Source organism: Actinospica acidithermotolerans (assembly GCF_018139625.1).
Taxonomy (GTDB): domain Bacteria; phylum Actinomycetota; class Actinomycetes; order Streptomycetales; family Catenulisporaceae; genus Actinospica; species Actinospica acidithermotolerans.
In genome coordinates this window covers 1-23,108 of record NZ_JAGSOH010000112.1, presented here as the reverse complement: position 1 = coordinate 23,108, position 23,108 = coordinate 1, and the positions used below count along the sequence as shown (strand labels likewise).

The window sequence follows — 23,108 nt, the reverse complement described above, 5'->3', positions numbered from 1 at the left end:
GTGGTGGGCGGCGTCGAGGACGGGGTGGTGGGCGGCGTCGTTGGCGGGCTGCTCGACGGCGACGAGCACGTGCACGTCGGGGTCGGGCTCGTCGGGCCGGTGCTCGGGCAGGTCTGATCGCCGCACGCGTGCATGGCGACCTGCGGATTGCCACCCGGGTTGAGACCGTCGCCGACCTGAGTCCGCGCGGTGGCGCTGGCGCCCCCCGACCCGGCCACCGGGGAACCCGGCGTGGTCGGCGCGCTGCCTTCCGCGGAACTCTTGTGGTCGTCTGCGCTCGGAGGGGCCGCCAACACGCCTGGCGGTGCCGGTACGCCGCTCGCGGAGCCTGCCGTGATGACCGGTGGCGACGACGAGACGCTCGCGTCGCTCTGCGCGCCCGGGGCCTGCGCTGGGCCCTGGTTCGCTCCGACTCCCGCGGCCGCGAAGGCCGGGGAGAAGGCCATGCCGGTCAACAGCATGCCGCCCGTGGCGACGACGAGGGCCAGGCTGCGCTTGGCCGAGTCGTACATGGGGACCTCTGGTGATCAGTCGGAGGACGGCGGGCCGGTGGGCCTGCCTTCCCTGCGCAACGTCCGACGATCGCAGAGGTCACTCAGCCTTACTCTTCATGGCTGAATATTGATAAGAGCATTCAGTTAGCGGAGGCGGGAAGGCGCCGAGCGCGGACTAACGCAAAGGGCTCAGGCCCTGCGGGCCGCCTCGCGGGCCTTGCGCGCCGCGACCTTCTCCTCGAAGCGGGCGGCCGCGCCGTCGAGCGCGTCCATGATCTCGACGAGCTCCTCGCGGGCCCGCTCGCCCTCGGGGCCGAGGTCGGTGCGCTCGAAGATGCGGACGTTGCGCAGCACCGGGTTGAGCACCTCGTCGCGGTGGATGCGCAGGTTGTAGATGCCCGCGACCGCCATCTGCACCGACTTGCGGCCGAAGTTCTCCACCCCGGCGCCCGGCATCTGGAAGTTCTTGACCACGTCCACCACGGCCCGCATGCTCTGGTCCGGCGCGAGCTCGAAGGCCGCGCCGAGCAGGTTGCGGTAGAAGACCATGTGCAGGTTCTCGTCGTTGGCGACCTTCTGCAGCAGCTGGTCGCACACCTTGTCGCCGGAGTACGCGCCGGTGTTGCGGTGCGAGATCCGGGTCGCCAGCTCCTGGAAGGAGACGTAGGCGATCGAGTTGATCGGGTGGTGCGAGTTCGGCGAGACGTAGCCCTGGGACATGTGCGTCATCCGGGCCCGCTCCAGCTCCACCGGGTCCACCGCGCGGGTGGCGAGCAGGTAGTCGCGGATCGCGATGCCGTGCCGGCCCTCCTCGGCGGTCCAGCGGTGCACCCAGGTGCCCCAGGCCCCGTCGCGGCCGAAGAGCGTGGCGATCTCATGGTGGTAGCTCGGCAGGTTGTCCTCGGTCAGCAGGTTGAGGATCAGCGAGGTGCGCGTCGTCTCGTCCAGCCGGGACTGGCCCACCTCCCAGGCCTCGCCGTCGAGCGGTCCGTCGAAGTCGCGCCCCTCGCTCCACGGGACGTAGGCGTGCGGGAACCATTCCTTGGCCGCGGACAGGTGCCGGTTGAGGTTCGCCTCGACGACCGGCTCGAGTTCCAGCAGTACCGCGGTCTGGCTCAGGTCGCCGCGCAGCGGCGTGCTCGGGGCCTGCGGGTGCTCTGCGGTGAGGCTCACTTCGGATCTCCTGGACTGACGGGGCGGCGCATGCGAAGCTACGGTTACGGATGCGTAAGTTACGTTACCGTAGCCCAAGATCGAGCGCAGCGCTAGCTTTCAGCGCGTAGAGAACGTTAAGAAGTCAAGCAATTTTCCGCACCGTGCGCCGAAAGGTAGCCCGGGAGCCGCCCAGAGGATGCGGCGGCTCACGCGGGGTGACGGAGAGTCGCCGATTATGGCGATTTTGTTGCCGCAATTGACAAATCGAGTGACCTGGGCCACGCTAGAGGGCGAGGGTGGACCCCGGGAAGGCGCCGAGAGCGCGCCGGGGCCCAGAACGTCCGCCGGGTCCCTGAGTCCCGGCGGCGAGAGAAACAGACATCGCCGCGCCGCCGCACCGGTGCGGCGATGCGCTTTCTCCGGCTATTTTTCTGCCATGCGCGCGAATCTGCTCCCGGCCGCCGGCGTCGGCGCGATCCTCGGCCTGCTCGCCGCGCACGAGGGCAGCGGACCCGGCGCGGCGGTCGTCGTCGGCGTGGTCGGCTGCGCTCTCGTGCTCGGCATGATCGCGCTCAAGGACCTGTTCACCCGAGGTGGTTGAGCAGCCCCGACGGAATGGCCTTGTCCTGGTTCACGGCCGCGATCAGTTCGGCCGCCCTCGTCTTGTCGATCTCCACCGTGTCGCCGATGTTCGAGACGAAGAAGCCCTCGTTCGCGATCGGCATCGTCCCGCTGGTACCGCCGCTCGAACCGAGCGGCTTGGCGTGCGAGGCCATGTCGAGCAGGTCGGACAGCCCGGTGCCGTCGTCGGCCGCGATGGAGTTCAGCACAGCGCCGGCGAACGGGTAGAGCGTGAACGGGTTCAGGTAGACGCCGGGGCGGTCGGCCGCGGCGACGACGGCCTTGATGAAGGCCTGCTGGTCGGACATCCGGCTGATGTCGGAATTGGGCAGCGAGTAGCGCGAGCGGACGAAGGCGAGCGCCTGGGTCCCGTCGATCGTCTGGCAGCCCGCGGACAGGTTCGCGCCGGACTTGCTGTCGTGGATCGCCGACTTCAGGCACATGTTCACGCCGCCGACCTCGTTGACCATGTTGACGATGCCGAGGAAGCCGATCTCCAGGTAGTGGTCGATCCGGATGCCGAAGTTCTGCTCGACCGTCTGCACCAGCAGCTGCGCGCCGCCGAAGTCGTAGGCGGCGTTGATCTTGTTGTGCGAGGCCGAGTGCTCGGCGCCCTTCGAGTCGCGGTACGCCGGGATGGCCACGTACGAGTCGCGCGGGATGGAGATCAGGTCGGGTCCGCTCGAACCGTAGTGCAGGATCATGATCGTGTCGGTGCGGGCGCCGGTGATCGAGGAGCTCGAACCGGTGTGCAGCTCCCTCTGCTGGGCGGCGGACAGCGTGTCGCGGCCGTCCGAGCCGGTCAGCAGCCAGTTCGTGCCCACCCCCTGCGCCGGCCGGCCCGAGTAGTCGGTCAGCGCGCCGACGTGGGTCAGCTTCCCGGAGGCCCAGAACCAGCTGGCCACCCCCGTGATGATCAGCGCGAGCACCACGCCGAGCGCGGTGAGGCCGATTATCCGGCCCCACCGGCGCCGCTTGCGCGGCGGTCTGTCCCCGCCCGCGCCGTCGGGCAGGAACCATCCAGAGTCCTCACGGGGCGTCTTGGCTTTCTTGCCGCGCAGCCCGCCGTACGTCGAGGACTGCTCCGGCATCAGGTCGTCCGGCTCGTATCCGCTCACGAGGCCAGACTAGTGACCGGAATTCTCGTATGACTTGACGAACGCGCCGTCGATTCCCGCCAGCAACACGCGTGCCGCCTTCATCTCCCGTGCCGCGGCGAGATCCGCCTCGGCCGGCTCGGCGGCGGACACCACCGCGGCCGCCTCCAGCGACTCGGCGCCCGAGGAGACCGCCATCGCCACCGCCACCTGGAGGGCGCTGAGCGAGAGCGAGGGCAGGCTGACGTCCACCGCGGCGTACGTGCGGCCGGTCTCGTCCCGCACGGCGGCGCCGGCCGCGGCGCCGGAGCGGGCCCGCGCCGAGCGGGCCAGGGTGATGATCTTCGCGTCTTCCGGGTCCAGCTCAGCGTTCATGGCATCAGCTTAGAGGGCGCCTCAGTCCTCGGGGTCGCGCGGCAGCTCGCGCACCAGCACGGTGCCGATCCGGCGGCGGCGCCCCTCGGCCGACTCGGCGGTCAGGCTCAGCCCGTCCAGCTCGACCGAGGCGCCGGGAATCGGCACCTTGCCGAGCATCTTGGCCAGCAGCCCGCCGACGGTCTCCACGTCCTCGTCCTCGAGATCGCGGGAGAACAGCTCGCCGAGCTCGTCCAGGTCCAGCCGCGCCGTCACCCGGGCCCCGGCCGCCAGGTCGCCCGGCTCGCCCAGCCACTGCACCGGCTCGCGGTCCTCGTCATACTCGTCGGTGATCTCGCCGACGATCTCCTCCAGGATGTCCTCGATCGTCACCAGGCCGGCCGTGCCGCCGTACTCGTCGATGACGATCGCGAGGTGGATCCGCTCGGCCTGCATGTCGCGCAGCAGCTCGTCGGCGTGCTTGGAGTCGGGCACGTACGTCGCCGGCCGCATCACCGATTCGACCAGCTCGACGCTCTCCCCCGCGTGGTGCTCGTGCACCCGCCCGGCGAGGTCCTTCAGGTAGACGATGCCGAGCACGTCGTCGGTGTTCTCGCCGACGACCGGGATCCGGGAGAACCCGCTGCGCAGAGCGAGGGTCAGCGCCTGGCGCAGCGTCTTGCCGCGCTCGATGAAGATCATGTCGGTGCGCGGCACCATCACCTCGCGCACCAGGGTGTCTCCGAGCTCGAAGACCGAGTGCACCATCCGGCGCTGCTCGGCCTCGATCTCGCTGTGCTGCTCGGCGATGTCCACCAGCGCGCGCAGCTCGGCCTCGGTGGCGAACGGCCCCTCGCGGAAGCCCTTGCCCGGCGTCACCGCGTTGCCGAGCACGATCAGCGCCCTGGTGAACGGCGTCATGATGCGGCCGAGCGGGATCAGCACCGCCGCGCCGACCACGGCGATCCGCGGCGCGTGCTGGCGGCCGAGGGTGCGCGGGCTGACGCCGATGGCGACGTAGGAGATGACCGCCATGATGAGCGTGGCCAGCACCCCGGCCTTCCAGCTCACGCCCCACTCGCGCACGCAGACGAGTGCCACGAGCACCGCGGCGGCCATCTCGCAGGTCACCCGGACCAGCAGCACGAGGTTGAAGTAGCGCGCCGGATCGGCGGTCACCCGCACCAGCCGCTGCGCGCCGGGCACGCCCTGCTCGGCCATCTCGTCCGCGCGCACCCGGGACACCCGGGCCAGCGCCGCGTCCACGCAGGCCGCCGATCCGGCGATCGCCACCGCGACCGCGGCGCCGACCAGCAGCCAGGCCTCCGTGTCGCTCACGCGACCGCCTCGCCCGCGCTCGGCCTCCGCGTCCGCCGCCTCCGGGCGGCCGCCTCGGTTGAGGGTTGACTCGCAGGCTCGCTCACCGGGTGGCGCCCCCCTGGCCGGCGCTTCCCCGGCTCGCGGCCCAGGCCTCGAGCAGCTCGTTCTGCAGCCCGAACATCTCCTCGTGCTCCTCCGGCTCGGCGTGGTCGTAGCCCAGCAGGTGCAGGATGCCGTGCGTGGTCAGCACGTCGAGCTCGCGCGCGGTGGAGTGCCCGGCCGCGACCGCCTGCTTCTCCGCGACCTCGGGGCACAGCACGATGTCGCCGAGCAGGCCGGGCGTCGGCTCGTTGTCGTCCTCGGCGCGGGCCGGGCGCAGCTCGTCCATCGGGAAGGAGAGCACGTCGGTCGGGCCGGGCTCGTCCATCCACTGGATGTGCAGCTGCTCCATCGCGCCCGCGTCCACCAGCAGGATGGACAGCTCGGCGAGGGGGTGGATGCCCATCTCGGCGAGGACGAAGCGGGCCAGCGCGACGATCGCGGCCTCGTCGGCCTCGACCCCGGACTCGTTGTTGATATCGATGGACATAACCCGCATCATCCCACGCGGCGGGGCCCGCCCGGTCTGCGGCGCGGTTGCTCGGCCTGCTGCTGGGCGTCGTAGCGCCCGTACGCGTCCACGATCTCCCCGACCAGCCGGTGCCGGACCACGTCCGTGCTGGTCAGGCGGCAGAAGGCGATGTCGTCGATGCCCTCGAGGATGTCCTGCACCACGCGCAGCCCGGACTGGACGCCGGACGGCAGGTCCACCTGCGTGGTGTCGCCGGTGACGACGACCTTGGAGCCGAAGCCGAGCCGGGTGAGGAACATCTTCATCTGCTCGGCCGAGGTGTTCTGCGCCTCGTCCAGGATGATGAACGCGTCGTTGAGCGTCCTGCCGCGCATGTAGGCCAGCGGGGCGACCTCGATCGTCCCGGCGGCCATCAGCTTCGGGATCGAGTCGGGGTCGATCATGTCGTGCAGCGCGTCGTAGAGCGGCCGCAGGTACGGGTCGATCTTCTCGTACAGCGTGCCGGGCAGGAAGCCGAGCCGCTCGCCGGCCTCGACCGCGGGCCGGGTCAGGATGATCCGGCTGATCTCCTTGCTCTGCAGCGCCTGCACGGCCTTGGCCATCGCCAGGTAGGTCTTGCCGGTACCCGCGGGACCGAGGCCGAACACGACCGTGTTCTTGTCGATCGCGTCCACGTACCGCTTCTGGTTGACCGTCTTGGGACGGATCGTGCGGCCGCGGTTGGACAGGATGTTCTGAGTCAGCACCTCGGCCGGGCGCAGGCTCTCCTCGCCGCGGCCCGCGGCCTGCAGCAGGGTGATCGAGCGGCGCACCGAGTCCTCGCTGAGCGCGGCGCCGGTGCGCAGCACGATCAGGATCTCGTCGAACAGCGAGCGGACGAGCTCCACGTCCGCCTCGGGGCCGCTGACCGTGATCTCGTTGCCGCGCACGTGGATGTCCAGCGAGGGCAACTGCTTCTCGATCGTCCGGAGGATGCCGTCCCCGTGCCCGAGGACCGCGACCATGGGGTGTGCCGCGGGAATGGTGATCTTGATCGTGGTCTGCTGCTCGGACGTCTCGGACATAGCTCAGGCCTGACGGCCTTGAAATCACACCCTCTGGACTGCTTCGCGTGCTGCGGTTCGGGTCTCCATGGTACCCAGCGGCAACGTCCGCGGCCCGGGCATTTATTCCGACGAATGCTCCGGTGGGTGTTCCGGCGAATGCTCCGGCGAACCGACGCGGCCGGGGCGCTGCGGCGAAGCGCTACTCCGGCGCCCCGAAGCGGCCGAGCGGCTCGCCGCCGAGCACGTGCGCGTGCACGTGGTAGACCGTCTGCCCGGCGTGGTGCCCGGTGTTGAGCACGATCCGGTAGCCGCCCTCGGCCAGCCCCTCGCCCTTCGCCACCGCCGCCGCTTCGCGCAGGAGTTCGGCCGCCAGCTCCGGATCGCCGGAGGCGATCTCGCCGGCGTTGGCGTACTCGTGCGTGCGGGGAATCACCAGCACGTGCACGGCCGCCTGAGGGGCGATGTCGCGGAACGCGTAGATCCGCTCGCTCTCCCGGACGGCGGCGGACGGGATCTTGCCGGCGAGGATCGAGCAGAAGACGCAATCGGGGTCGGAGGTTGTAGCCGGAGCGCCGGATTCGCCCGATGCGGTGATCGTCTGTCCCACGTTCGAGTCCTTTCCGTTCAGGGTCGGCGATCCTCGGCCCGTTCGAGAGTCCAACCCTGTGTAACGTCTCGCTCCGACGTCGCAAAGCTATCAGACGCCCGATTCACCGCAGATCACGCTAGGGGTAAACCCATGGACCGCCTCGCCGCCCACGTCATCGCCACCGCCGCGCTGACGGTGACGCTGGCCACCGTGCCCGTCCTGTGCGCCGACGTCTCCCACGCGGCCGCCGTCCCCACCGCGGCCGTGTCCGCCCTCGCCGCCACCGTGCCGGTCCAGCCGTGCGCCGACCGCATTCAGGTCGGCCGGGCCGGGCACGAGATCTACGAGGGCATCGTCGCCTTCTCGGTCGAGGAGTTCTACTCCCCCTCCTGCCACGCGATGTACGGCTACTCATTCGCCTCGTCGCGGTTCCGCGCCCTGCACGTGCGCTATGACGTCGGCATGGCCGTCTACGACGAAACCCGCGGCGCCATCGACGGCGCCGCCACCGCGATCGACGGCGTCGGCGGCCCCGCCTACTGGTCGGCGGCGGTCCCCGTCGTGCCCGGCACCTGCTACGAGGGCGAGGGCCACTACTTCTACTACCCGCCGAGCGCCCCCGGCGGCTTCATCGAGGGCGACACCCGGACGGACGAGGTCTGCGCGTGACCCGCGCAGCTCGCTAGCTCCACCGACCGGACCGCGCCAGCAGCACCGCCGCGGCGGCCGTGCCCGCGGTGGAGGTCCGCAGGACCGTCGGGCCCATCCGGTAGGGCTGGGCGCCCGCTTCGGCGAACCTGGCGAGTTCCTCGGGCGAGATGCCGCCCTCGGGGCCGACGACCAGCACGATGTCCGCCCCCGCCGCGCCCGCCGAGCTGGCGTCCGGGGTGCCGGCCACCCGGCCGTCCGCCGCGCCCGCCGCCCCGTCGTCCGTGGTGCCGCCGGCTCTCGGCAGGGCCACGTCCGCGAGCGCCGACTCGGCCTCTTCGTGCAGGACGATCGCGAGGGCGGCCGCCGACAGCAGCCTGGCCACCGCCGCCGTGGTGGCGGGCTCGGCGACCTCGGGCCACCAGGCGCGGCGGGACTGCTTGGCCGCCTCGCGGGCGGTGCTGCGCCACTTCTCCAGCGACTTGGCGCCGCGGTCGGCCTTCCACTGGGTGATCGAGCGGGAGGCGGACCAGGGCACGATGACGTCCACCCCGATCTCGGTCATGGTCTCCACGGCCGTCTCGCCGCGGTCGCCCTTGGCGAGTGCCTGAACGATCGTCAGGCGCGGGTTCGGCGCCGGCTCCTCGACGGCCTGTACGACATCGAGGTCCAGCGCGTTGCCCATGGTCCGCGCCACCACGCAGTGCGCCACCAGGCCCTGGCCGTCCGTCAGATCGACGGACTCGCCGGGCTGGAGGCGGCGCACCACCGCGGCGTGGCGTCCTTCGGGGCCGTCCAGGCGGACGGTGCCGGCGCCCGCCAGCAGCTCGCGCGGGGCGTGGAAAACGGGGGCTGTCATCGGTGTCGGTTCGGCTCGGTTCGAGTCTCGGTGCCGGCCTGACCGGCTCGGTGCGGGCCGGTCAGGCTCGGTGCGGGCTGGGGCTCGGCTCGGCTAGCGGTTGTTGATCGCGTCCTTGAGCCGGGAGAAGAGGCCCTGCTGACCGGGCGCGAAGGTGCCGGACGGGCGCTCCTCGCCGCGCAGCTGGGCCAGCTTGCGCAGCAGCGCCTCCTGCTCAGCGTCCAGCGCCTTCGGTGTCTGCACCTCGATGTGCACGACGAGGTCGCCCCGGGCGGTGCCGCGCAGGTGCTGGATGCCGCGGCCGCGCATGGTGATCGACTGGCCGGACTGGCTGCCGGGCCGGATGTCGAGCTCGACCTGGCCGTCCAGGGTCTGCAACGGGATCTTGGTGCCCAGCGCGGCGGCGGTCATCGGCATCGTCACGGTGCAGTGCAGGTCGTCCCCGCGCCGCTGGAAGATGTCGTGGGGCTCCTCGACGATCTCGATGTAGAGGTTGCCCGCGGGGCCGGCTCCGGGGCCGACCTCGCCCTCGCCGGCCAGCTTGATCTGGGTGCCGTTGTCCACGCCCGGCGGGATCTTCACGGTCAGCGTCCGGCGGGTGCGCACCCGGCCGTCGCCCGCGCACTCCACGCACGGGGTGGGCACGATGGTGCCGTAGCCCTGGCACTGCGGGCAGGGCCGCGAGGTCATCACCTGGCCGAGGAAGGACCTGGTCACCTGGGAGACCTCGCCGCGGCCGCGGCACATGTCGCAGGTCACCGGCTGGGTGCCGGGGGCCGCGCCGTCGCCGTTGCAGGTCGGGCAGACCACGGCGGTGTCCACCTGGATGTCCCGCTGGGTGCCGAAGGCGGCGTCCTGCAGGCTGATCTCGACCCGGATCAGCGCGTCCTGGCCGCGCTGCACCCGGGAGCGCGGGCCGCGCTGGCCCCCGCCGCCGAAGAAGGCGTCGAGCATGTCGCTGAACGCGAAGCCCGGCCCGAAGCCGCCCGCGCCCGCCCCGGCCGCCGAGTTGCGCGGATCGCCGCCCAGGTCGTAGACCTGGCGCTTCTGCGGGTCGGAGAGCACCTCGTAGGCGAGGCCGATCTCCTTGAACCGCTCCTGGGTCTGCGGGTCCGGGTTGACGTCCGGGTGCAGTTCGCGGGCAAGCCGGCGGTACGCCTTCTTGATCTCGTCCTGGGTGGCGTCCCGCCTGACCCCGAGGACCGCGTAGTAGTCGGTCGCCACGTTACGTCTTCTCCACTGCTGTTGGTCGTGAGGATTCCCGGCAATCGGCCCTCGCCCAGGCTACGCCTTACGCCTGTTCGAGAATACGGCCGACGTATCTGGCAACGGCGGAGACCGCCCCCATAGTGCCCGGGTAGTCCATTCTCGTCGGTCCGAGCACCCCGAGCTGCGCTAACGTATCGTCGCCCCGGCCGTAACCGCTGGTGACCACCGAGGTCGAGGTGAGCTGGTCGAGCTCGTTCTCCCGGCCGATGCGCACCGTCAGCAGCGAGGGCGCCGTGGCCTCGCCGAGCAGCTTGAGCAGCACCACCTGCTCCTCCAGCGCCTCGAGCACCGGGTGGATGGTGTCCGGGAAATCCTGGCCGAAACGGGCCAGGTTGGCGGTGCCGCCGAACACGATCCGCTCCTCGCGCTGCTCCACGATCATCTCCAGCAGCACGGCGCACAGCGCGTCCACCGCGGACGGCGCGGCGCCGGCCGGGGGCGCCTCTCCGGCGGGCCGGCGCCGCGCGAAGTCCTCGAGCAGGCCCGGCACCTCGGACAGCCGGCGGCCGACGATCTCGGCGTTCAGCCGGGCCCGCAGCTCGCCGAGCGCGGACTCCTCCAGCGGAACGACCTCGACCACGCGCTGCTCGACCCGGCCGGTGTCGGTGATCAGCACCAGCATGATCCGGGTCGGGGCGAGCCCGACGAGTTCCACGTGGCGGACCGCGGAGCGGGTCAGCGAGGGGTACTGCACCACCGCGACCTGCCTGGTCAGCTGCGCGAGCAGGCGGACCGTGCGGGAGACCACGTCGTCCAGGTCCAGCGCCTCGTCCAGGAAGCTGTGGATGGCCCGGCGCTCGGCCGTGGTCAGCGGCTTGACGTTGGTGAGCCGGTCCACGAACAGCCGGTAGCCCTTGTCGGTGGGCACCCGGCCGGCGCTGGTGTGCGGCTGGTGGATGTAGCCCTCCTCCTCGAGCAGGGCCATGTCGTTGCGTATGGTCGCCGGGGACACGCCCAGGTTGTGCCGTTCCACCAGGGCCTTCGAGCCGACCGGCTCCTGGGTGGCGACGTAGTCCTCGACGATGGCCCGCAGCACGTCCAGGCGGCGGCGATCCAGCTTCGGCTCGTCCACGGTGCGCACCTCCTGGTCGGCGGTTCTCGAACGCTTCGTTACTCGGCGGTTGGCACTCGCTTACCGGGAGTGCCAGCTTTCGCAACTCCAGTGTAAGGCTTGGCGCCGGCCCTTGGTCTACCCTCGGCTCGTGGTGAACGTACAGCGGAACATTCCCGGGGACCTGCCGTCCCACGCGCCCCGGCGCAAGCCGGCGGTCGAGATCGAGGCGGCGGGCGGCCTCGTCGTCGAGGATGTGGAGACCGGGTTCTGCGGCGCCGTCGTGCGGGTCGAGAAGGCCGCCGGCGGATACACCGTCACCCTGGAGGACCGGCACGGCAAGCACCGCGTGTTCCCGCTCGGTCCCGGCTTCCTGTTCGAGGGGCAGGCCGCGACGCTGGTCAGGCCGCGCCCGGCGGCGCCGGTCGAGTCCCGTTCCGGGCGTACGGCCTCCGGCTCCGTCGCGGTGCACGGCCGGCGCGCGCGGGTCGCGAGAGCCGGCCGGATCTACGTCGAGGGCAAGCACGACGCCGAGCTCGTCGAGCGGGTCTGGGGCGACGACCTGCGGCTCGAGGGCGTCGTGGTGGAGATGCTGGGCGGCGTGGACGAGCTGCACGAGATCGCCGCGGAGTTCCGGCCCGGGCCGGGCCGCAGGCTCGGCGTGCTGCTCGACCACCTGGTGCCGAACAGCAAGGAGACGCGCACGGCCGACCGGCTGCAGCGCGGCCGCGAGGACTGCATCCTCGTGCTCGGACACCCCTACGTGGACATCTGGCAGGCCGTCAAGCCCGCCTCGGTCGGCATCGCGGCCTGGCCGGTGGTGCCGAAGGCCGAGGTCTGGAAGGACGGGGTCTGCGAGCGGCTGCACCGGAAGGACCCGGGCTGGCCGCTGGATCCGCGCCGGGCGTGGGCGCGGATCCTCGGGACGGTGAACTCGTACAAGGACCTGGAGCCGGCGCTGCTCGGCCCGGTCGAGGCGCTGATCGACTTCGTGACCGCGCCCTAGCCGTCCCACTAGCCGTCCCACGGCACCGCCGACCGCGCTGGCGTCCGGCCGCCCCAGGCGCCAGACCGCGGCGATCAGGAAGCCAGCCGGATACCCCGGCCATTACTCCGGCCATCCGAGATACAGCTCGGGTATGACGCCGCGCGCCGGTCTGCGGGCTGATGTGCTCCGGCCGCGGGGACGTCTAGCGTGGAGGCGTGAGCGCGCTCAGTGAATCTCCCGGAACGACGAAAGCCGTCGGCGACGTCCCGATGCTTCGGTCCCGCGGACTGCTCGCCGCCGATGCGAGCCTGGCGGCCGTGCTCGGCGCCCTGATGATCTACTCCGCGCTCCGTCCCTCGATGCTGCACGTGCTCAGCGTGCCGATCTGGACGGGCCTGTGCATCGCGCTCCTCTCGGCCCTCGCGGTGGCAACCCGACGTCTGGCCCCGCTCGCCTCGCTCAGCGTCGCCGTGCTGAGCTCGGCCGCCGCCTGGCTGCTCGGGTTCGAACGCGACTCCTTCCTGACCGTCTCGCTGATCCTCTACGTCGTCGCCTCGACCCGGCCGCCGCGCCGATCCGGACCGCTGCTCGCCGGCGCGGTCCTGACGACGACGGCCATCTATCTGAGCGCGCCGCCGGCGAGCACGCTGCACCCGCATCCGGTCTGGTGGCAACTGCTCGGCACGGCGGCGACGCCGGTCGCGATCGAGTCTGCGGGCTGGGCGCTGGGCCTGGCCGTGTACCGGCAGCGCAGCTACGTCGAGGCTGTGAAGATCCAGGCCGCGCAGCAGGTGCGCGCGCAGCAGGAGCTGGCGGCGCGCTCGGCGGCCGAGGAGCGGCTGCGTATCGCCCGCGAACTGCACGACGTCGTGGCGCACGCGATGAGCGTGATCACCGTGCAGGCCGGCGTGGCCCGCTACATCGACGCGGAGATGCCGGAGCGGGCGTCGGCGGCGCTCGAATCGATAGAGTCGACGGGCCGCCAGGCGCTGCGGGACATGCGCCAGCTGCTCGGCGTGCTGCGCGCGGAGGGGGAACGCGCCGCGAGCAGCCCGGCCCCCGCGCTGTCCGACCTCGGAGAGCTGGTCGACGGGATGCACGCGGCCGGGACGAGCGTGGACCTGCGCGTCGGGGGCGACGTGCGCCAACTGCCGGAGGGGCTGGAGTTGTCCGCATACCGCATCGTCCAAGAGGCGCTGACGAACGTCGTCAAGCACGCCGCGACCGACCGCGCGCGCGTCGACCTGCGCTATGAGCCGGAGGAGCTGGCGATCGAGATCGTCGACGACGGCGCGGGCGCGCGGGCTGCGATGTCCGGTGCCGGGCACGGCCTCGTCGGCATGCGCGAGCGCGCGGCGCTGCACGGCGGCAGCCTCGAAGCCGGGCCGCTTCCGGTGCGCGGGTACCGGGTCGCGGCGCGGCTGCCGATCTCCGCCCCGCTCGAGGCGGTCCCGGCGTGAGCACCCGATTTCCCCCCGATGCGGCCGGGGCGGGCGACGAACCGGCCGTCAGCGTCCTCATCGCCGACGACCAGGCCCTGGTCCGCAGCGCCTTCGCGGCCCTCGTGGACGCCGTGCCCGGCATGCACGTCGTCGGTACCGCCGCCGATGGCGCAGAGGCGGTGGAGCTCGCCGCCAAGCACCGTCCCGACGTGGTGCTCATGGACGTCCGGATGCCGCGCATGGACGGCATCACCGCGACGCGCGAGATCATCTCCGCGGACAAGGCCGAGGGAGGCGTCGGGACCGGCCCGCGCGTGCTGATCCTGACGACGTTCGATCTCGACGAGTACGTCTTCTCGGCGCTCAGGGCGGGTGCCGGCGGCTTCCTGCTCAAGGACACGCCGCCGGACGACCTGGTGACCGCGATCCGGGTCATCGCGGCCGGGGAGGCGCTGCTGGCGCCGACCGTGACGCGCCGTCTGATCGAGGAGTTCGCCCGCCGCCCCGAACCCGCCACGGCGCCGCACCAGAGCCTGCAGGGCGTGACCGAACGCGAGCGCGAGGTGCTGGTGCTGATCGGGCGCGGCATGTCCAACGCCGAGATCGCCGCCCACCTGCACCTCGCCGCGGCCACCGTGAAAACGCACGTCAGCCGCCTGCTGATGAAGCTCGCCGCGCGCGACCGCGCCCAGTTGGTCATCGCGGCTTACGAGAGCGGCCTGCTCAACGCGGCGCCGTGAGCCGCGCGCCGTAAGCCGAACCATGACCCGCGCCGTGACCCGGGCCGCGAGCCGAACCGACCCGCGCCCCGGCCGCGTGATCCGTCAGTCCGTCAGTCCGTCCATCCGTCAGTCCGTCAGGTCGCGGACGATCGCGTCGGCCAGCAGCCGCCCGCGCAGCGTCAGCACGGCGTGGCCGTCGGCGAAGGGCAGCGGCTCCAGCAGCTTCTCCTGCAGGGCGAGCTCGGCCGCCGAGCGGCCCTTCTCGCTGAGCACGCCCAGTTCGAGGCCCTCCGCGATCCGCAGCTCCAGCAGGATCCGCTCGATCCGCCGGTCCTCGGCCGTCAGCACCTCGCGCGCCAGGCCCGGGGAGTGCCCGGCCTCGATCCGCTGCGCGTACGCGGTCGGGTGCTTGACGTTCCACCAGCGCGTCCCGCCGATGTGCGAATGCGCGCCCGGGCCAACGCCCCACCAGTCGGCCCCGGTCCAGTAGAGCATGTTGTGCCGGCAGTGCGCGTCCTCGGAAACGGCCCAGTTGGACACCTCGTACCAGCGGTAGCCGGCCTCGCCGAGCAGCTGATCCGTCATCAGATAGCGGTCGGCGTGCACGTCCTCGTCGATCATGGGCAGTTCCCCGCGCCGGATCCGGGAGGCGAGCCGGGTGCCGTCCTCGACGATCAGCGAGTAGGCCGAGACGTGGTCCGGGTACGCGGAGATCACCGCCTCCAGCGACGCGCGCCAGTCATCCTCGGTCTCCCCCGGCGTGCCGTAGATCAGATCCAGGTTCACCTGCTCGAATCCCGCGTCGTACGCCCAGCGCACGCACTGCTCGGGGCGGCCCGGCGTGTGCCTGCGCTCCAGCAGTTCCAGCACGTGCGGGCGGGTGGACTGCATGCCGAAGGAGATCCGGTTGAAGCCGCCCTCGGCCAGCTCGACCAGGTACTTCTCGTCCACCGACTCCGGATTGGCCTCGGTGGTGACCTCCACGTCCGCGGAGAGACCGAACTCGCCCTTGATCGCCTTGAGCATCGCGACCAGGTCCTTGGCGGGCAGCAGCGTGGGCGTGCCGCCGCCGAAGAAGACCGTCTCGACCGGCACGTACGACTCGCCGAGCACCTTGCGGGCCTGGCGGATCTCCGCGATCGCGTGCTGCGCGTACCCGGCCTGGGAGGCGCCGCCGCCCAGCTCGGTGGCGGTGTAGGTGTTGAAGTCGCAGTAGCCGCAGCGGCTCGCGCAGTACGGGACGTGCACGTAGAAGCCGAAGGGGCGCGCGCCGAACGAGCCCAGGGACTCCCGCGGCAGTGCGCCGTCGGCCGGGACCGGTTCGCCGTCGAGTTGTACGGAAGGCATCTGCCCATTGTCTCAGCCGCCGCGCGCGGCCGTCATGGGCACCCCCGCCGATATCGCGGCATTGCCCCGATTGACCCAATCGTTCGACCGGTCGGGCCGCATTCCCCGCGTGGCGCGGCGAATTCGAGTGGCGCCGGCCCCCCGCGCCGGTTATGAAGGCCGGGTGACTCTCACTTCTCGAAACCCCGCCCCCGCCGTCCAGGACGCCGTCGAGGAGATCGCCGTCGACGGCGCGGAGCAGCTCGAACAGCTCGTCAACGGGCTGGACGGCCTGGAGGCCCGGGACACGGCCACCGCCGGCGGCGCGGCCGCGGCCGTGCGCCGGCTCACCGACGCCGACCTGCGGCGGTGCAGCGAACTGGGCGTCAGCCGGGACTGGGGCGCCGAGCAGCGCAAGTGGGGCCTGCTCTTCGAGGTCGGCGAGGTCTACGGCATCGAGGACGAGGCCGGCAAGCTGATCGCCAGCACCGTGCTGACCAGGTACGGCCAGGGCTTCGGCGCGATCAGCATGGTCCTCGTGGCGCCGAGCCACGAGCGCCAGGGCTACGGCCGGCGCATCGTGCAGCACGTCGTCGACCAGGCGCCCGGCGCCACCCTGGTCCTGCACGCCACGGCGGAGGGCCGTCCGCTCTACGAGCGGCTCGGCTTCAAGCCCTTCGGCACCGTCGAGGCGCACGTCGGAGTGTTCGACCCGACCGGCGCCCGGGCCGGGCGCTCGCAGGCCGCCACCCCCGAGGACCTGCTGCAGCTGGCCCGGCTGGACCACGAGGTCTACGGCGTGCACCGCACCGCGCTGCTCAAGCGGCTGCCCAAGTTCGCCGAGCGCGTCAGGGTGCTGCGGAACGAGGAGGGGCTGATCACCGGCTACGGCGCGCTCTGGCGCGGCGACGGCCTGATGGGCCTCGGCCCGGTGGTGGCCCCCGACGTGGCCGGCGCCCGCGACCTGATCACCGACCTGGCCGAGGGCGTCGAGGACCGGCTCCGGCTGGACGTGGACGTGGAGGGCGACGACCTGTCCGCCTGGGCCTGCGGCCACGGCCTCAAGCCGTCCTACGCCTGCACGCACATGGTGCGCGGCGACGGCCCCTTGCCGATGGACCAGCTCCGGCTGCACGCCCCGATGATGTGCGCGCTCGGCTGACCCTCGGCCGGACCTCGGCCGACCGGGCCGCGCACACCGCCCCTCGGACGCGGACTACTTCTTCTTCGCGTCCGAGGGCCCGTCGGAGTCGGAGGAGAGCGCGGCGATGAAGGCCTCCTGCGGGACCTCGACCCGGCCGACCATCTTCATCCGCTTCTTGCCCTCCTTCTGCTTTTCCAGCAGCTTCCGCTTCCGCGAGATGTCGCCGCCGTAGCACTTCGCGAGCACGTCCTTGCGCATGGCGCGGACCGACTCGCGGGCGATGACGCGGGCGCCGATCGCGGCCTGGATCGGGACCTCGAACTGCTGGCGCGGGATCAGGTCCTTGAGCCGCTCGGCCATCTTGACGCCGTAGTTGTACGCGCGGTCCTTGTGCACGATCGCGGAGAAGGCGTCCACCTTCTCGTGGTGCAGCAGGATGTCCACCTTGACCAGGTCGGCCACCTGCTCGCCGTCCACGTCGTAATCCAGCGAGGCGTAGCCGCGGGTCTTGGACTTCAGCTGGTCGAAGAAGTCGAAGATGATCTCGCCGAGCGGCAGCGTGTAGCGCAGTTCGACCCGGTCCTCGGAGAGGTAGTCCATGCCGAGCAGGCTGCCGCGGCGGCCCTGGCACAGCTCCATGATCGCGCCGATGTACTCGCTCGGGGCCAGCACCGTCGCGCGCACCGTCGGCTCGTAGACCTCGGCGATCTTGCCGTCCGAGGGGAACTCGCTCGGGTTGGTGACCGTGTGCTCCTCGCCGTTCTCCATGATCACCCGGTAGACCACGTTCGGGGCGGTGGCGATCAGGTCGAGGTTGAACTCGCGCTCGAGCCGCTCCCGGATGATCTCCAGGTGCAGCAGGCCGAGGAAGCCGACGCGGAAGCCGAAGCCGAGCGCCGCCGAGGTCTCCGGCTCGTAGACCAGCGCCGCGTCGTTGAGCTGCAGCTTGTCCAGCGCGTCGCGCAGCAGCGGGTAGTCCGAGCCGTCGATCGGGTAGATGCCGGAGAACACCATCGGCTTCGGGTCCTTGTACCCGGCCAGCGCCTCGGTGGCGCCCTTGTTCTGCGCGGTGATCGTGTCGCCGACCTTCGACTGGCGCACGTCCTTCACGCCGGTGATCAGGTAGCCGACCTCGCCCGGGCCGAGCCCGTCGGCCGGCTTGGGCTCGGGCGAGATGACGCCGATCTCCAGAAGCTCGTGCGTGGCGCCGGTCGACATCATCAGGATGCGCTCGCGCTTGGACAGATAGCCGTCCACCACCCGGACGTAGGTGACCACGCCGCGGTACGAGTCGTAGACCGAGTCGAAGATCATCGCGCGGCTCTTGCCCGCCGGGTCGCCGATCGGCTTGGGCAGCGTGCGCACCACGTGGTCGAGCAGCTCGGGCACGCCCGCGCCGGTCTTGCCGGAGACCTTCAGCACCTCGTCGGGCTCGCAGCCGATCAGCTTGGCGAGCTCCTCGGAGTACTTCTCCGGCTGCGCGGCCGGCAGGTCGATCTTGTTCAGCACCGGGATGACCGTCAGGTCGTTCTCCAGCGCCATGTACAGGTTGGCGAGGGTCTGCGCCTCGATCCCCTGCGCCGCGTCCACCAGCAGGATCGCGCCCTCGCAGGCCGCCAGCGAGCGGGAGACCTCGTAGGTGAAGTCCACGTGCCCCGGGGTGTCGATCATGTTGAGCACGTGCGTCGTGCCGTCCACCCGCCAGGGCAGCCGGACCGCCTGCGACTTGATGGTGATGCCGCGCTCGCGCTCGATGTCCATCCGGTCGAGGTACTGCGCGCGCATCTGCCGCTCGTCGACCACGCCGGTCAGCTGCAGCATGCGGTCGGCCAGCGTGGACTTGCCGTGGTCGATGTGCGCGATGATGCAGAAGTTGCGGATCAGCGCCGGGTCCGTCTTGGACGGCAACGGGATGTCGGTCGGCAGGGCAGGCACGCGGGATCCTTCGACTGGTAGGGGCAGTCACCATGGTCCCATGGCCTGGCGCGCAGCGGAAACCTCCGGCTGACCGGTGCGCGGCCCGTGCCGGAAGCGCGCCCGAAGCGTCCCCCGGGCGAGCCGTGGCCGGAGATCGCGGCCGGAGATTTCCGCGAGCGAATTCCGGGAGCGCGCGCTGATGTCCGGAAGGGCTGGCAGAATTCCGCGCATGAGCCCCGTGAGCCGCAGCCGCAAGCCGAAGCGCCCGCACAAGCACGTGCAGCACGCCCCGGCGTCCCCGTACGCCAAGTTCCTGGAGGAGGCGAAGGCCCTCCTCGACCCGGAGACGGATGTCGTCGAGGCCGAGCTGTGGGGCTCCTTCGCCCTCGGCGCCCTGTTCGAGACCTCGTGGTTCGGCGAGGACGAGGCGGACGAGGAGGACCCGGACGACGTCTTCGAGGAGCAGTTCGGCGAGCTGCTCGACTACTTCGGCAAGCAGAAGCGCCGTCCCGAGGCGCTGGCCGGGCTGCGCGCGCTGGCCATGGTCGGCGAGGAGTGGACCCGCGAGGAGGCGCTGCGCACCGCGGACGAGCTGGCCGCGGCCGGGGTCAAGGAGCCGGGCTGGCTGCGCCGGGCCCACGAGGTCGAGCCGACCTCCGTCTTCCGCGCGGGCGACCTGTTCGGCGACGCGGGGACGATCAACCTGGGCTTCCGCCGCGGCGGCGAGGAGCACACCGTGAGCTGCTACGTCTCCGACCGCGGCGGCCCGGTGCTGGAGCGGGTGCTCGTGGTCCCCGGCGGCGCGGCCGAGCTGGCCGAGGGGATGCGCGCGAACGAGGAGGGCGAGGCCAAGCTGTACATCAGCGAACTGACGCCGGTCCAGGCGCGCACGCTGCTGGCCGAGGCCCTCGACCGGCTGCTGTCCGAGGGCCCGGAGGACCCGGAGGAGCTGCTCGCGATCGCCGAGGAGGCCGGGCTCGACCCGGAGGAGCTGGAGATGACCAGCCCGGTCGGCCTGTGGGCGCTGCTCTCGGCGCGTCTCGAACTGCTGCCTGAGCCCGACGTCTCGGACACCGCGGTCGGCAGCGCCGAGGACGTGCGCGAGACGGTCGAGGCGTTCCTGGCCTCCAAGCAGGCCGCCGAGCTCGCCGACCCCGAACTGGCCGGCGCGCTGGCCACGGTCTTCGCGGACGTCGCGGCCCTGAGCGACCGCACCGCCGTCGGCTTCGGCCCGATCAGCCTCGGCGGCTACCTGCTGGACGAGTTCGCCGAGACGATCGAGCTGACCGAGGTCGAGGCCATGCTGGTCCCGGCCGTGCTCACCGCGTGGGCCGAGTTCACCAACGAGCGGCGCGGCTTCGGCGAGGAGGGCCTGCGGCTGTGGCGCGAGGCGCTGCCCGAGCTGACCCGCGCGTTCACCCAGGTCTACCTGGACGACGAGGTCGCCGGCCTGCGCGAGGAGTACGAGGCGATCCCGGTCCGCGACTACAAGGTCAACGCAGGCATGGACCTGTCCGAGGTGCTGCAGCAGCTGGTCGACGAGGCGCGCGGCACGGAGCAGGAGGACGACGAAGACGCGGACGAGTACGTGTTCGACGTCGAGGACGACGAGGGCGACGAGGAGTAGGCGGCGTCGTGGCGCAGACCGGGACCGTCCGCTTCCTGCACACCGCGGACTGGCAGCTGGGAATGACGCGGCACTGGCTCGGCGAGCACCAGGGCGCGTACGACCGGGCGCGGATCAACGCGATCCGGGAGATCGGGCGGCTGGCCGAGCAGCAGCGCTGCGAGTTCATCGTCGTGTGCGGCGACGTCTTCGAGTACGCGCAGGTCAAGCCGCGTACGGCGGAGCCGGCGCTGGAACGGCTGAGCGCGCTTGCGGTGCCGGTCTACCTGCTGCCGGGCAACCACGACCCGCTGACCGAGTCGGGGATCTACCGCTCGGACTGGTTCCGCGCGCAGGCCGGCGAGCGGGTGCGGGTGCTCGACGCCCCCGGCCTGGTCGAGGTGCGGCCGGGCGTGGAACTGCTGGTCGCGCCGTGGTTCTCGAAGCAGGCGCCGGACGAGCAGATCGACCGCCTCGCGCTCCGTCTCGACCCGCCGTCCCCCGGCACGATCCGGATCGCGGTGGGCCACGGGGCGGTCGACTCGCTGGCGGGCGCGATGATGGCCGACCCGATCTCCACCTCCCGCCTCGACCAGGCCGTCGCCGCGGGCCGGATCGACTACGTGGCCCTCGGCGACCGGCACTCGAAGACGTCCGTGGGCGACTCGGGCCGGATCTGGTACTCCGGCAGCCCCGAGCCGACCGCGACCCGCGATCCGGACCCCGGCTACGCGCTCGCCGTCGAGCTCGGCCCCGGCCGCTCCATCGAGGTGACGCCGCATCACCTGGCCACCTGGACCTTCCGCGAGCAGCGCTTCGAACTGACCGAGCCCGCCGACGTGGACGCCGTGCTGGGCTGGCTCGACGCCTTCCCGGACAAGTGGGAGACCGTCGCCAAGCCGATCCTGTCCGGCGTACTCGGCCTGGCCGAGTCCGAGCGGCTGCGCGCCGGCCTGGAGAGCCGCGGCCACCGCTTCGCGGCGATCCTCGAATCGGGCCGCAGCACGCTGCGCGGCCGCCCCGAGGACACCGACCTGGACGACCTGGCGCTCACCGGCTTCGTCGCCGAGACCGCCGCCGCGCTGCGCGACCAGGGCGGCGAGGCGGCGAACGACGCCCTGCGGCTGCTGCTGCGGCTGGCCGGGAACTGAGAGGGCGGGGAGGGGAACATGCTGCGATTGCACCGGATCAGGCTGACCGACTTCAGGGGCGTGGCCGCGCGCGAGGTCGCGTTCACCGAGCACGGCGTCACGCTGGTCTGCGGCCCGAACGAGATCGGCAAGTCCTCGCTGGTCGACGCGCTCGACCTGCTCATCGACCTGCCCGCGACCTCGCGGCACAGCCGGGTCACGGCGACCCAGCCCACCGGCCGCGACGTGGGCCCGGAGGTGGAGGCCGAGCTCAGCCTCGGCCCGCACCGCCTCGTCTACCGCAAGCGCTGGCTCCGGTCCGCGCAGACCGAGCTGCGGATCCTCTCGCCGACCCCCGCCCAGTACAGCGGCCCGCAGGCGCACGAGCGCTTCAACGGCATGCTCGCCGAGAACGGTGTGGACAAGGACCTGTGGCGCAGGCTGCGCGTCGACCAGGGCGCTCCCCTCGGCCAGGCCTCGGTCGGCGGCTACGCCTCGGTGCCCGCGATGGCGGGCGAGGCGGAGCAGCTCAGCGCGGTGCGTCGCGGCCCCGAAGAGGAGCTTTTCGAGAAGGCCAAAGCCGAGTTCGAGCGCTACTTCACGGAGAAGCGCTTCCAGCCCACCGGCGACTACAAAGCCGCACGCGAGGCGCTGGACGCCGCCAACGCCGCGTACGCCGAGGCCAAGGCGAACTTGGCGGCGGCGGACGGCGACCTGGCCGACCACCAGCGGACCCGCCGTCAGATCGCGGACGGCGCCGAGCAGCTGAACGCGGCGGCGGCCCGCCTCAGGCAGCTGGAGGAGCAGTCGAAGGAGGCGGCAGAAGCGTCGGCGAAGCAACTCGCCCTCGAGGCGGTCCTAGCCGACGCCGAAGCGATCGCGCGCCAGGAAGCCGAGGTGGAGCGCCTAGCCGAGCGGCTCACCACCAACCAGTCCGACGCCGCCACCCAGCAGACCGAACTCACCGCCGCCGAGCACGAGGCGGCGCTGGCCGACGAACGCCTGCGCGCCAGCGCCGCCGAACGCGAGTCCGCCAAAGCGGCCGCCCGCCTAGCCGCCGCCGACGTAGCCTGGCGCCGCGACCAGGCCGAGGCCGAACAGGCCCAAGCGATCCTGGCGCGCCTCGAAGCAGCCCAGCACCGCCTCGACGAGGCCGAGGCGCGCCTAGAAGCGTGCCAGGTCACCGACATCGTGCTCGCCGGCATCGACGAAGCGCACCGCGCCTGGGAGAAAGCGCACGACCAGCTGACCGCCAACGCCGCCACAGTCGCCGTGACCCGCCTAGGCGACCCGCAGGTGCTAATCGACGGAGCCCCCGCGGCCGTCGGGGGCGCCCGTGACTCGGCCGACGGCGCCACCGACCCGCTGGCCGGCTCCTCCGACTCGGGCGCCTCAGCCGACTCGGGCGAGGCCAACACGACCACCCTCCCCGTCCTGGAAACGCGCACCATCGAGGTCCCCGGCTCCGTCCGCGTAGTAGTCCGCCCGGGCAGCGACGAGCAGGAACGCCGAGCAGCCGAGCGCAAGACCCTCGACCGCTACCGCGAACTGTGCGCGGCGGCGAACGTCGCCGACCTGGGCGCCGCCAAACACGCTGAGCAGCAATGGCGCGCGGCCCGAGACGAACAACGCGACGCGAAGACCGCGATCAAAGCGGCCCAATACGACGAGTCCGCAGCCCAGTTGCGCTCCCGCCTGGCCGTCCTCCGCGAAAAGATCGCCTCCCACGAGGCGACGTCCCCCGCCTCCGCCGCCAACT

The 23,108-nt window shown here is 71.8% G+C and carries 21 protein-coding genes; 9 read left to right on the top strand and 12 right to left on the bottom strand.

Translation table 11 applies throughout. The annotated features are described in order from the left end of the window. Positions 1-683: 683 nt before the first annotated feature. Positions 684-1,667 (bottom strand): acyl-ACP desaturase, encoded by a 984-nt coding sequence (locus KDK95_RS27435; RefSeq protein WP_307844715.1) that lies wholly within the window; start codon positions 1,665-1,667, stop codon positions 684-686. Positions 1,668-2,085: 418 nt separating this feature from the next. Between KDK95_RS27435 and KDK95_RS27430 the strand changes: the two genes are divergently transcribed. Beyond that, a complete protein-coding gene (locus tag KDK95_RS27430; RefSeq protein ID WP_212521195.1) occupies positions 2,086-2,250 on the top strand; it encodes a hypothetical protein in 165 nt (54 codons plus the stop codon). On the opposite strand, the gene KDK95_RS36295 is transcribed toward KDK95_RS27430, so the two are convergent. The 6 genes from KDK95_RS36295 to KDK95_RS27400 form a co-directional block, all read right to left on the bottom strand. Continuing rightward, positions 2,234-3,388 carry an LCP family protein gene (locus KDK95_RS36295; protein WP_212521194.1) on the bottom strand — a complete coding sequence of 385 codons (1,155 nt, stop codon included), beginning with the start codon at positions 3,386-3,388 and terminating at the stop codon, positions 2,234-2,236. The two genes, KDK95_RS27430 and KDK95_RS36295, sit on opposite strands and share 17 nt — an antisense overlap. A 9-nt stretch (positions 3,389-3,397) precedes the next feature. Continuing rightward, positions 3,398-3,742 (bottom strand): cytidine deaminase-like protein, encoded by a 345-nt coding sequence (locus KDK95_RS27420; protein ID WP_212521193.1) that lies wholly within the window; start codon positions 3,740-3,742, stop codon positions 3,398-3,400. Positions 3,743-3,763: 21 nt separating this feature from the next. Continuing rightward, complete coding sequence (locus tag KDK95_RS27415) at positions 3,764-5,059, bottom strand: hemolysin family protein (RefSeq protein WP_307844713.1); 1,296 nt, start codon at positions 5,057-5,059, stop codon at positions 3,764-3,766. Between the two features lie 82 nt (positions 5,060-5,141). After that, positions 5,142-5,630, bottom strand: coding sequence for an rRNA maturation RNase YbeY (ybeY, locus tag KDK95_RS27410; RefSeq protein WP_212521192.1), 489 nt, complete (start codon positions 5,628-5,630; stop codon positions 5,142-5,144). Between the two features lie 8 nt (positions 5,631-5,638). Beyond that, positions 5,639-6,676: a PhoH family protein gene (locus KDK95_RS27405; protein WP_212521191.1), complete on the bottom strand. Its 1,038-nt coding sequence runs from the start codon at positions 6,674-6,676 to the stop codon at positions 5,639-5,641. A 181-nt stretch (positions 6,677-6,857) separates the two neighbouring features. After that, positions 6,858-7,265, bottom strand: coding sequence for an HIT domain-containing protein (locus KDK95_RS27400; protein ID WP_307844711.1), 408 nt, complete (start codon positions 7,263-7,265; stop codon positions 6,858-6,860). Positions 7,266-7,397: 132 nt separating this feature from the next. Between KDK95_RS27400 and KDK95_RS27395 the strand changes: the two genes are divergently transcribed. After that, positions 7,398-7,916, top strand: coding sequence for a hypothetical protein (locus KDK95_RS27395; protein WP_212521190.1), 519 nt, complete (start codon positions 7,398-7,400; stop codon positions 7,914-7,916). Between the two features lie 13 nt (positions 7,917-7,929). Here KDK95_RS27395 and KDK95_RS27390 read toward each other — a convergent pair whose 3' ends face one another. From KDK95_RS27390 to hrcA, 3 genes are all read right to left on the bottom strand, one after another. Further along, a complete protein-coding gene (locus KDK95_RS27390; RefSeq protein WP_212521189.1) occupies positions 7,930-8,754 on the bottom strand; it encodes a 16S rRNA (uracil(1498)-N(3))-methyltransferase in 825 nt (274 codons plus the stop codon). Positions 8,755-8,847: 93 nt separating this feature from the next. Then, on the bottom strand, positions 8,848-9,978 hold the full coding sequence (gene dnaJ, locus KDK95_RS27385) for a molecular chaperone DnaJ (protein WP_212521188.1): 1,131 nt from the start codon (positions 9,976-9,978) through the stop codon (positions 8,848-8,850). Between the two features lie 67 nt (positions 9,979-10,045). Further along, on the bottom strand, positions 10,046-11,080 hold the full coding sequence (gene hrcA, locus KDK95_RS27380) for a heat-inducible transcriptional repressor HrcA (RefSeq protein WP_504799576.1): 1,035 nt from the start codon (positions 11,078-11,080) through the stop codon (positions 10,046-10,048). A gap of 148 nt (positions 11,081-11,228) precedes the next feature. Between hrcA and KDK95_RS27375 the strand changes: the two genes are divergently transcribed. The 3 genes from KDK95_RS27375 to KDK95_RS27365 all read left to right on the top strand — a co-directional run bounded on the left by KDK95_RS27375 (position 11,229) and on the right by KDK95_RS27365 (position 14,244). Beyond that, complete coding sequence (locus KDK95_RS27375) at positions 11,229-12,080, top strand: DUF3097 family protein (RefSeq protein ID WP_372463395.1); 852 nt, start codon at positions 11,229-11,231, stop codon at positions 12,078-12,080. A 197-nt stretch (positions 12,081-12,277) separates the two neighbouring features. After that, positions 12,278-13,522 carry a sensor histidine kinase gene (locus KDK95_RS37190; protein ID WP_212521185.1) on the top strand — a complete coding sequence of 415 codons (1,245 nt, stop codon included), beginning with the start codon at positions 12,278-12,280 and terminating at the stop codon, positions 13,520-13,522. Beyond that, complete coding sequence (locus KDK95_RS27365) at positions 13,519-14,244, top strand: response regulator transcription factor (RefSeq protein WP_212521184.1); 726 nt, start codon at positions 13,519-13,521, stop codon at positions 14,242-14,244. Before KDK95_RS37190 ends, KDK95_RS27365 begins: the two co-directional genes overlap by 4 nt. Positions 14,245-14,352: 108 nt before the next feature. Here KDK95_RS27365 and hemW read toward each other — a convergent pair whose 3' ends face one another. After that, positions 14,353-15,573: a radical SAM family heme chaperone HemW gene (gene hemW / locus KDK95_RS27360; protein ID WP_212521183.1), complete on the bottom strand. Its 1,221-nt coding sequence runs from the start codon at positions 15,571-15,573 to the stop codon at positions 14,353-14,355. Between the two features lie 163 nt (positions 15,574-15,736). Here hemW and KDK95_RS27355 point away from each other — a divergent pair, with 163 nt between their 5' ends. Continuing rightward, positions 15,737-16,714, top strand: coding sequence for a GNAT family N-acetyltransferase (locus KDK95_RS27355; protein ID WP_212521182.1), 978 nt, complete (start codon positions 15,737-15,739; stop codon positions 16,712-16,714). A gap of 54 nt (positions 16,715-16,768) precedes the next feature. On the opposite strand, the gene lepA is transcribed toward KDK95_RS27355, so the two are convergent. Beyond that, entirely contained in the window at positions 16,769-18,631 is a 1,863-nt protein-coding gene (lepA, locus tag KDK95_RS27350; RefSeq protein WP_307844708.1) for a translation elongation factor 4, read from the bottom strand. Positions 18,632-18,842: 211 nt separating this feature from the next. On the opposite strand from lepA, the gene KDK95_RS27345 reads away from it, so the two are divergent. From KDK95_RS27345 to KDK95_RS27335, 3 genes are all read left to right on the top strand, one after another. After that, positions 18,843-20,240 (top strand): hypothetical protein, encoded by a 1,398-nt coding sequence (locus KDK95_RS27345; RefSeq protein ID WP_212521181.1) that lies wholly within the window; start codon positions 18,843-18,845, stop codon positions 20,238-20,240. Positions 20,241-20,248: 8 nt separating this feature from the next. Then, positions 20,249-21,370 carry a metallophosphoesterase family protein gene (locus tag KDK95_RS27340; RefSeq protein WP_212521180.1) on the top strand — a complete coding sequence of 374 codons (1,122 nt, stop codon included), beginning with the start codon at positions 20,249-20,251 and terminating at the stop codon, positions 21,368-21,370. An 18-nt stretch (positions 21,371-21,388) separates the two neighbouring features. After that, on the top strand, positions 21,389-23,108 hold a 1,720-nt coding region (locus KDK95_RS27335; protein ID WP_212521179.1), incomplete at its 3' end, for an AAA family ATPase.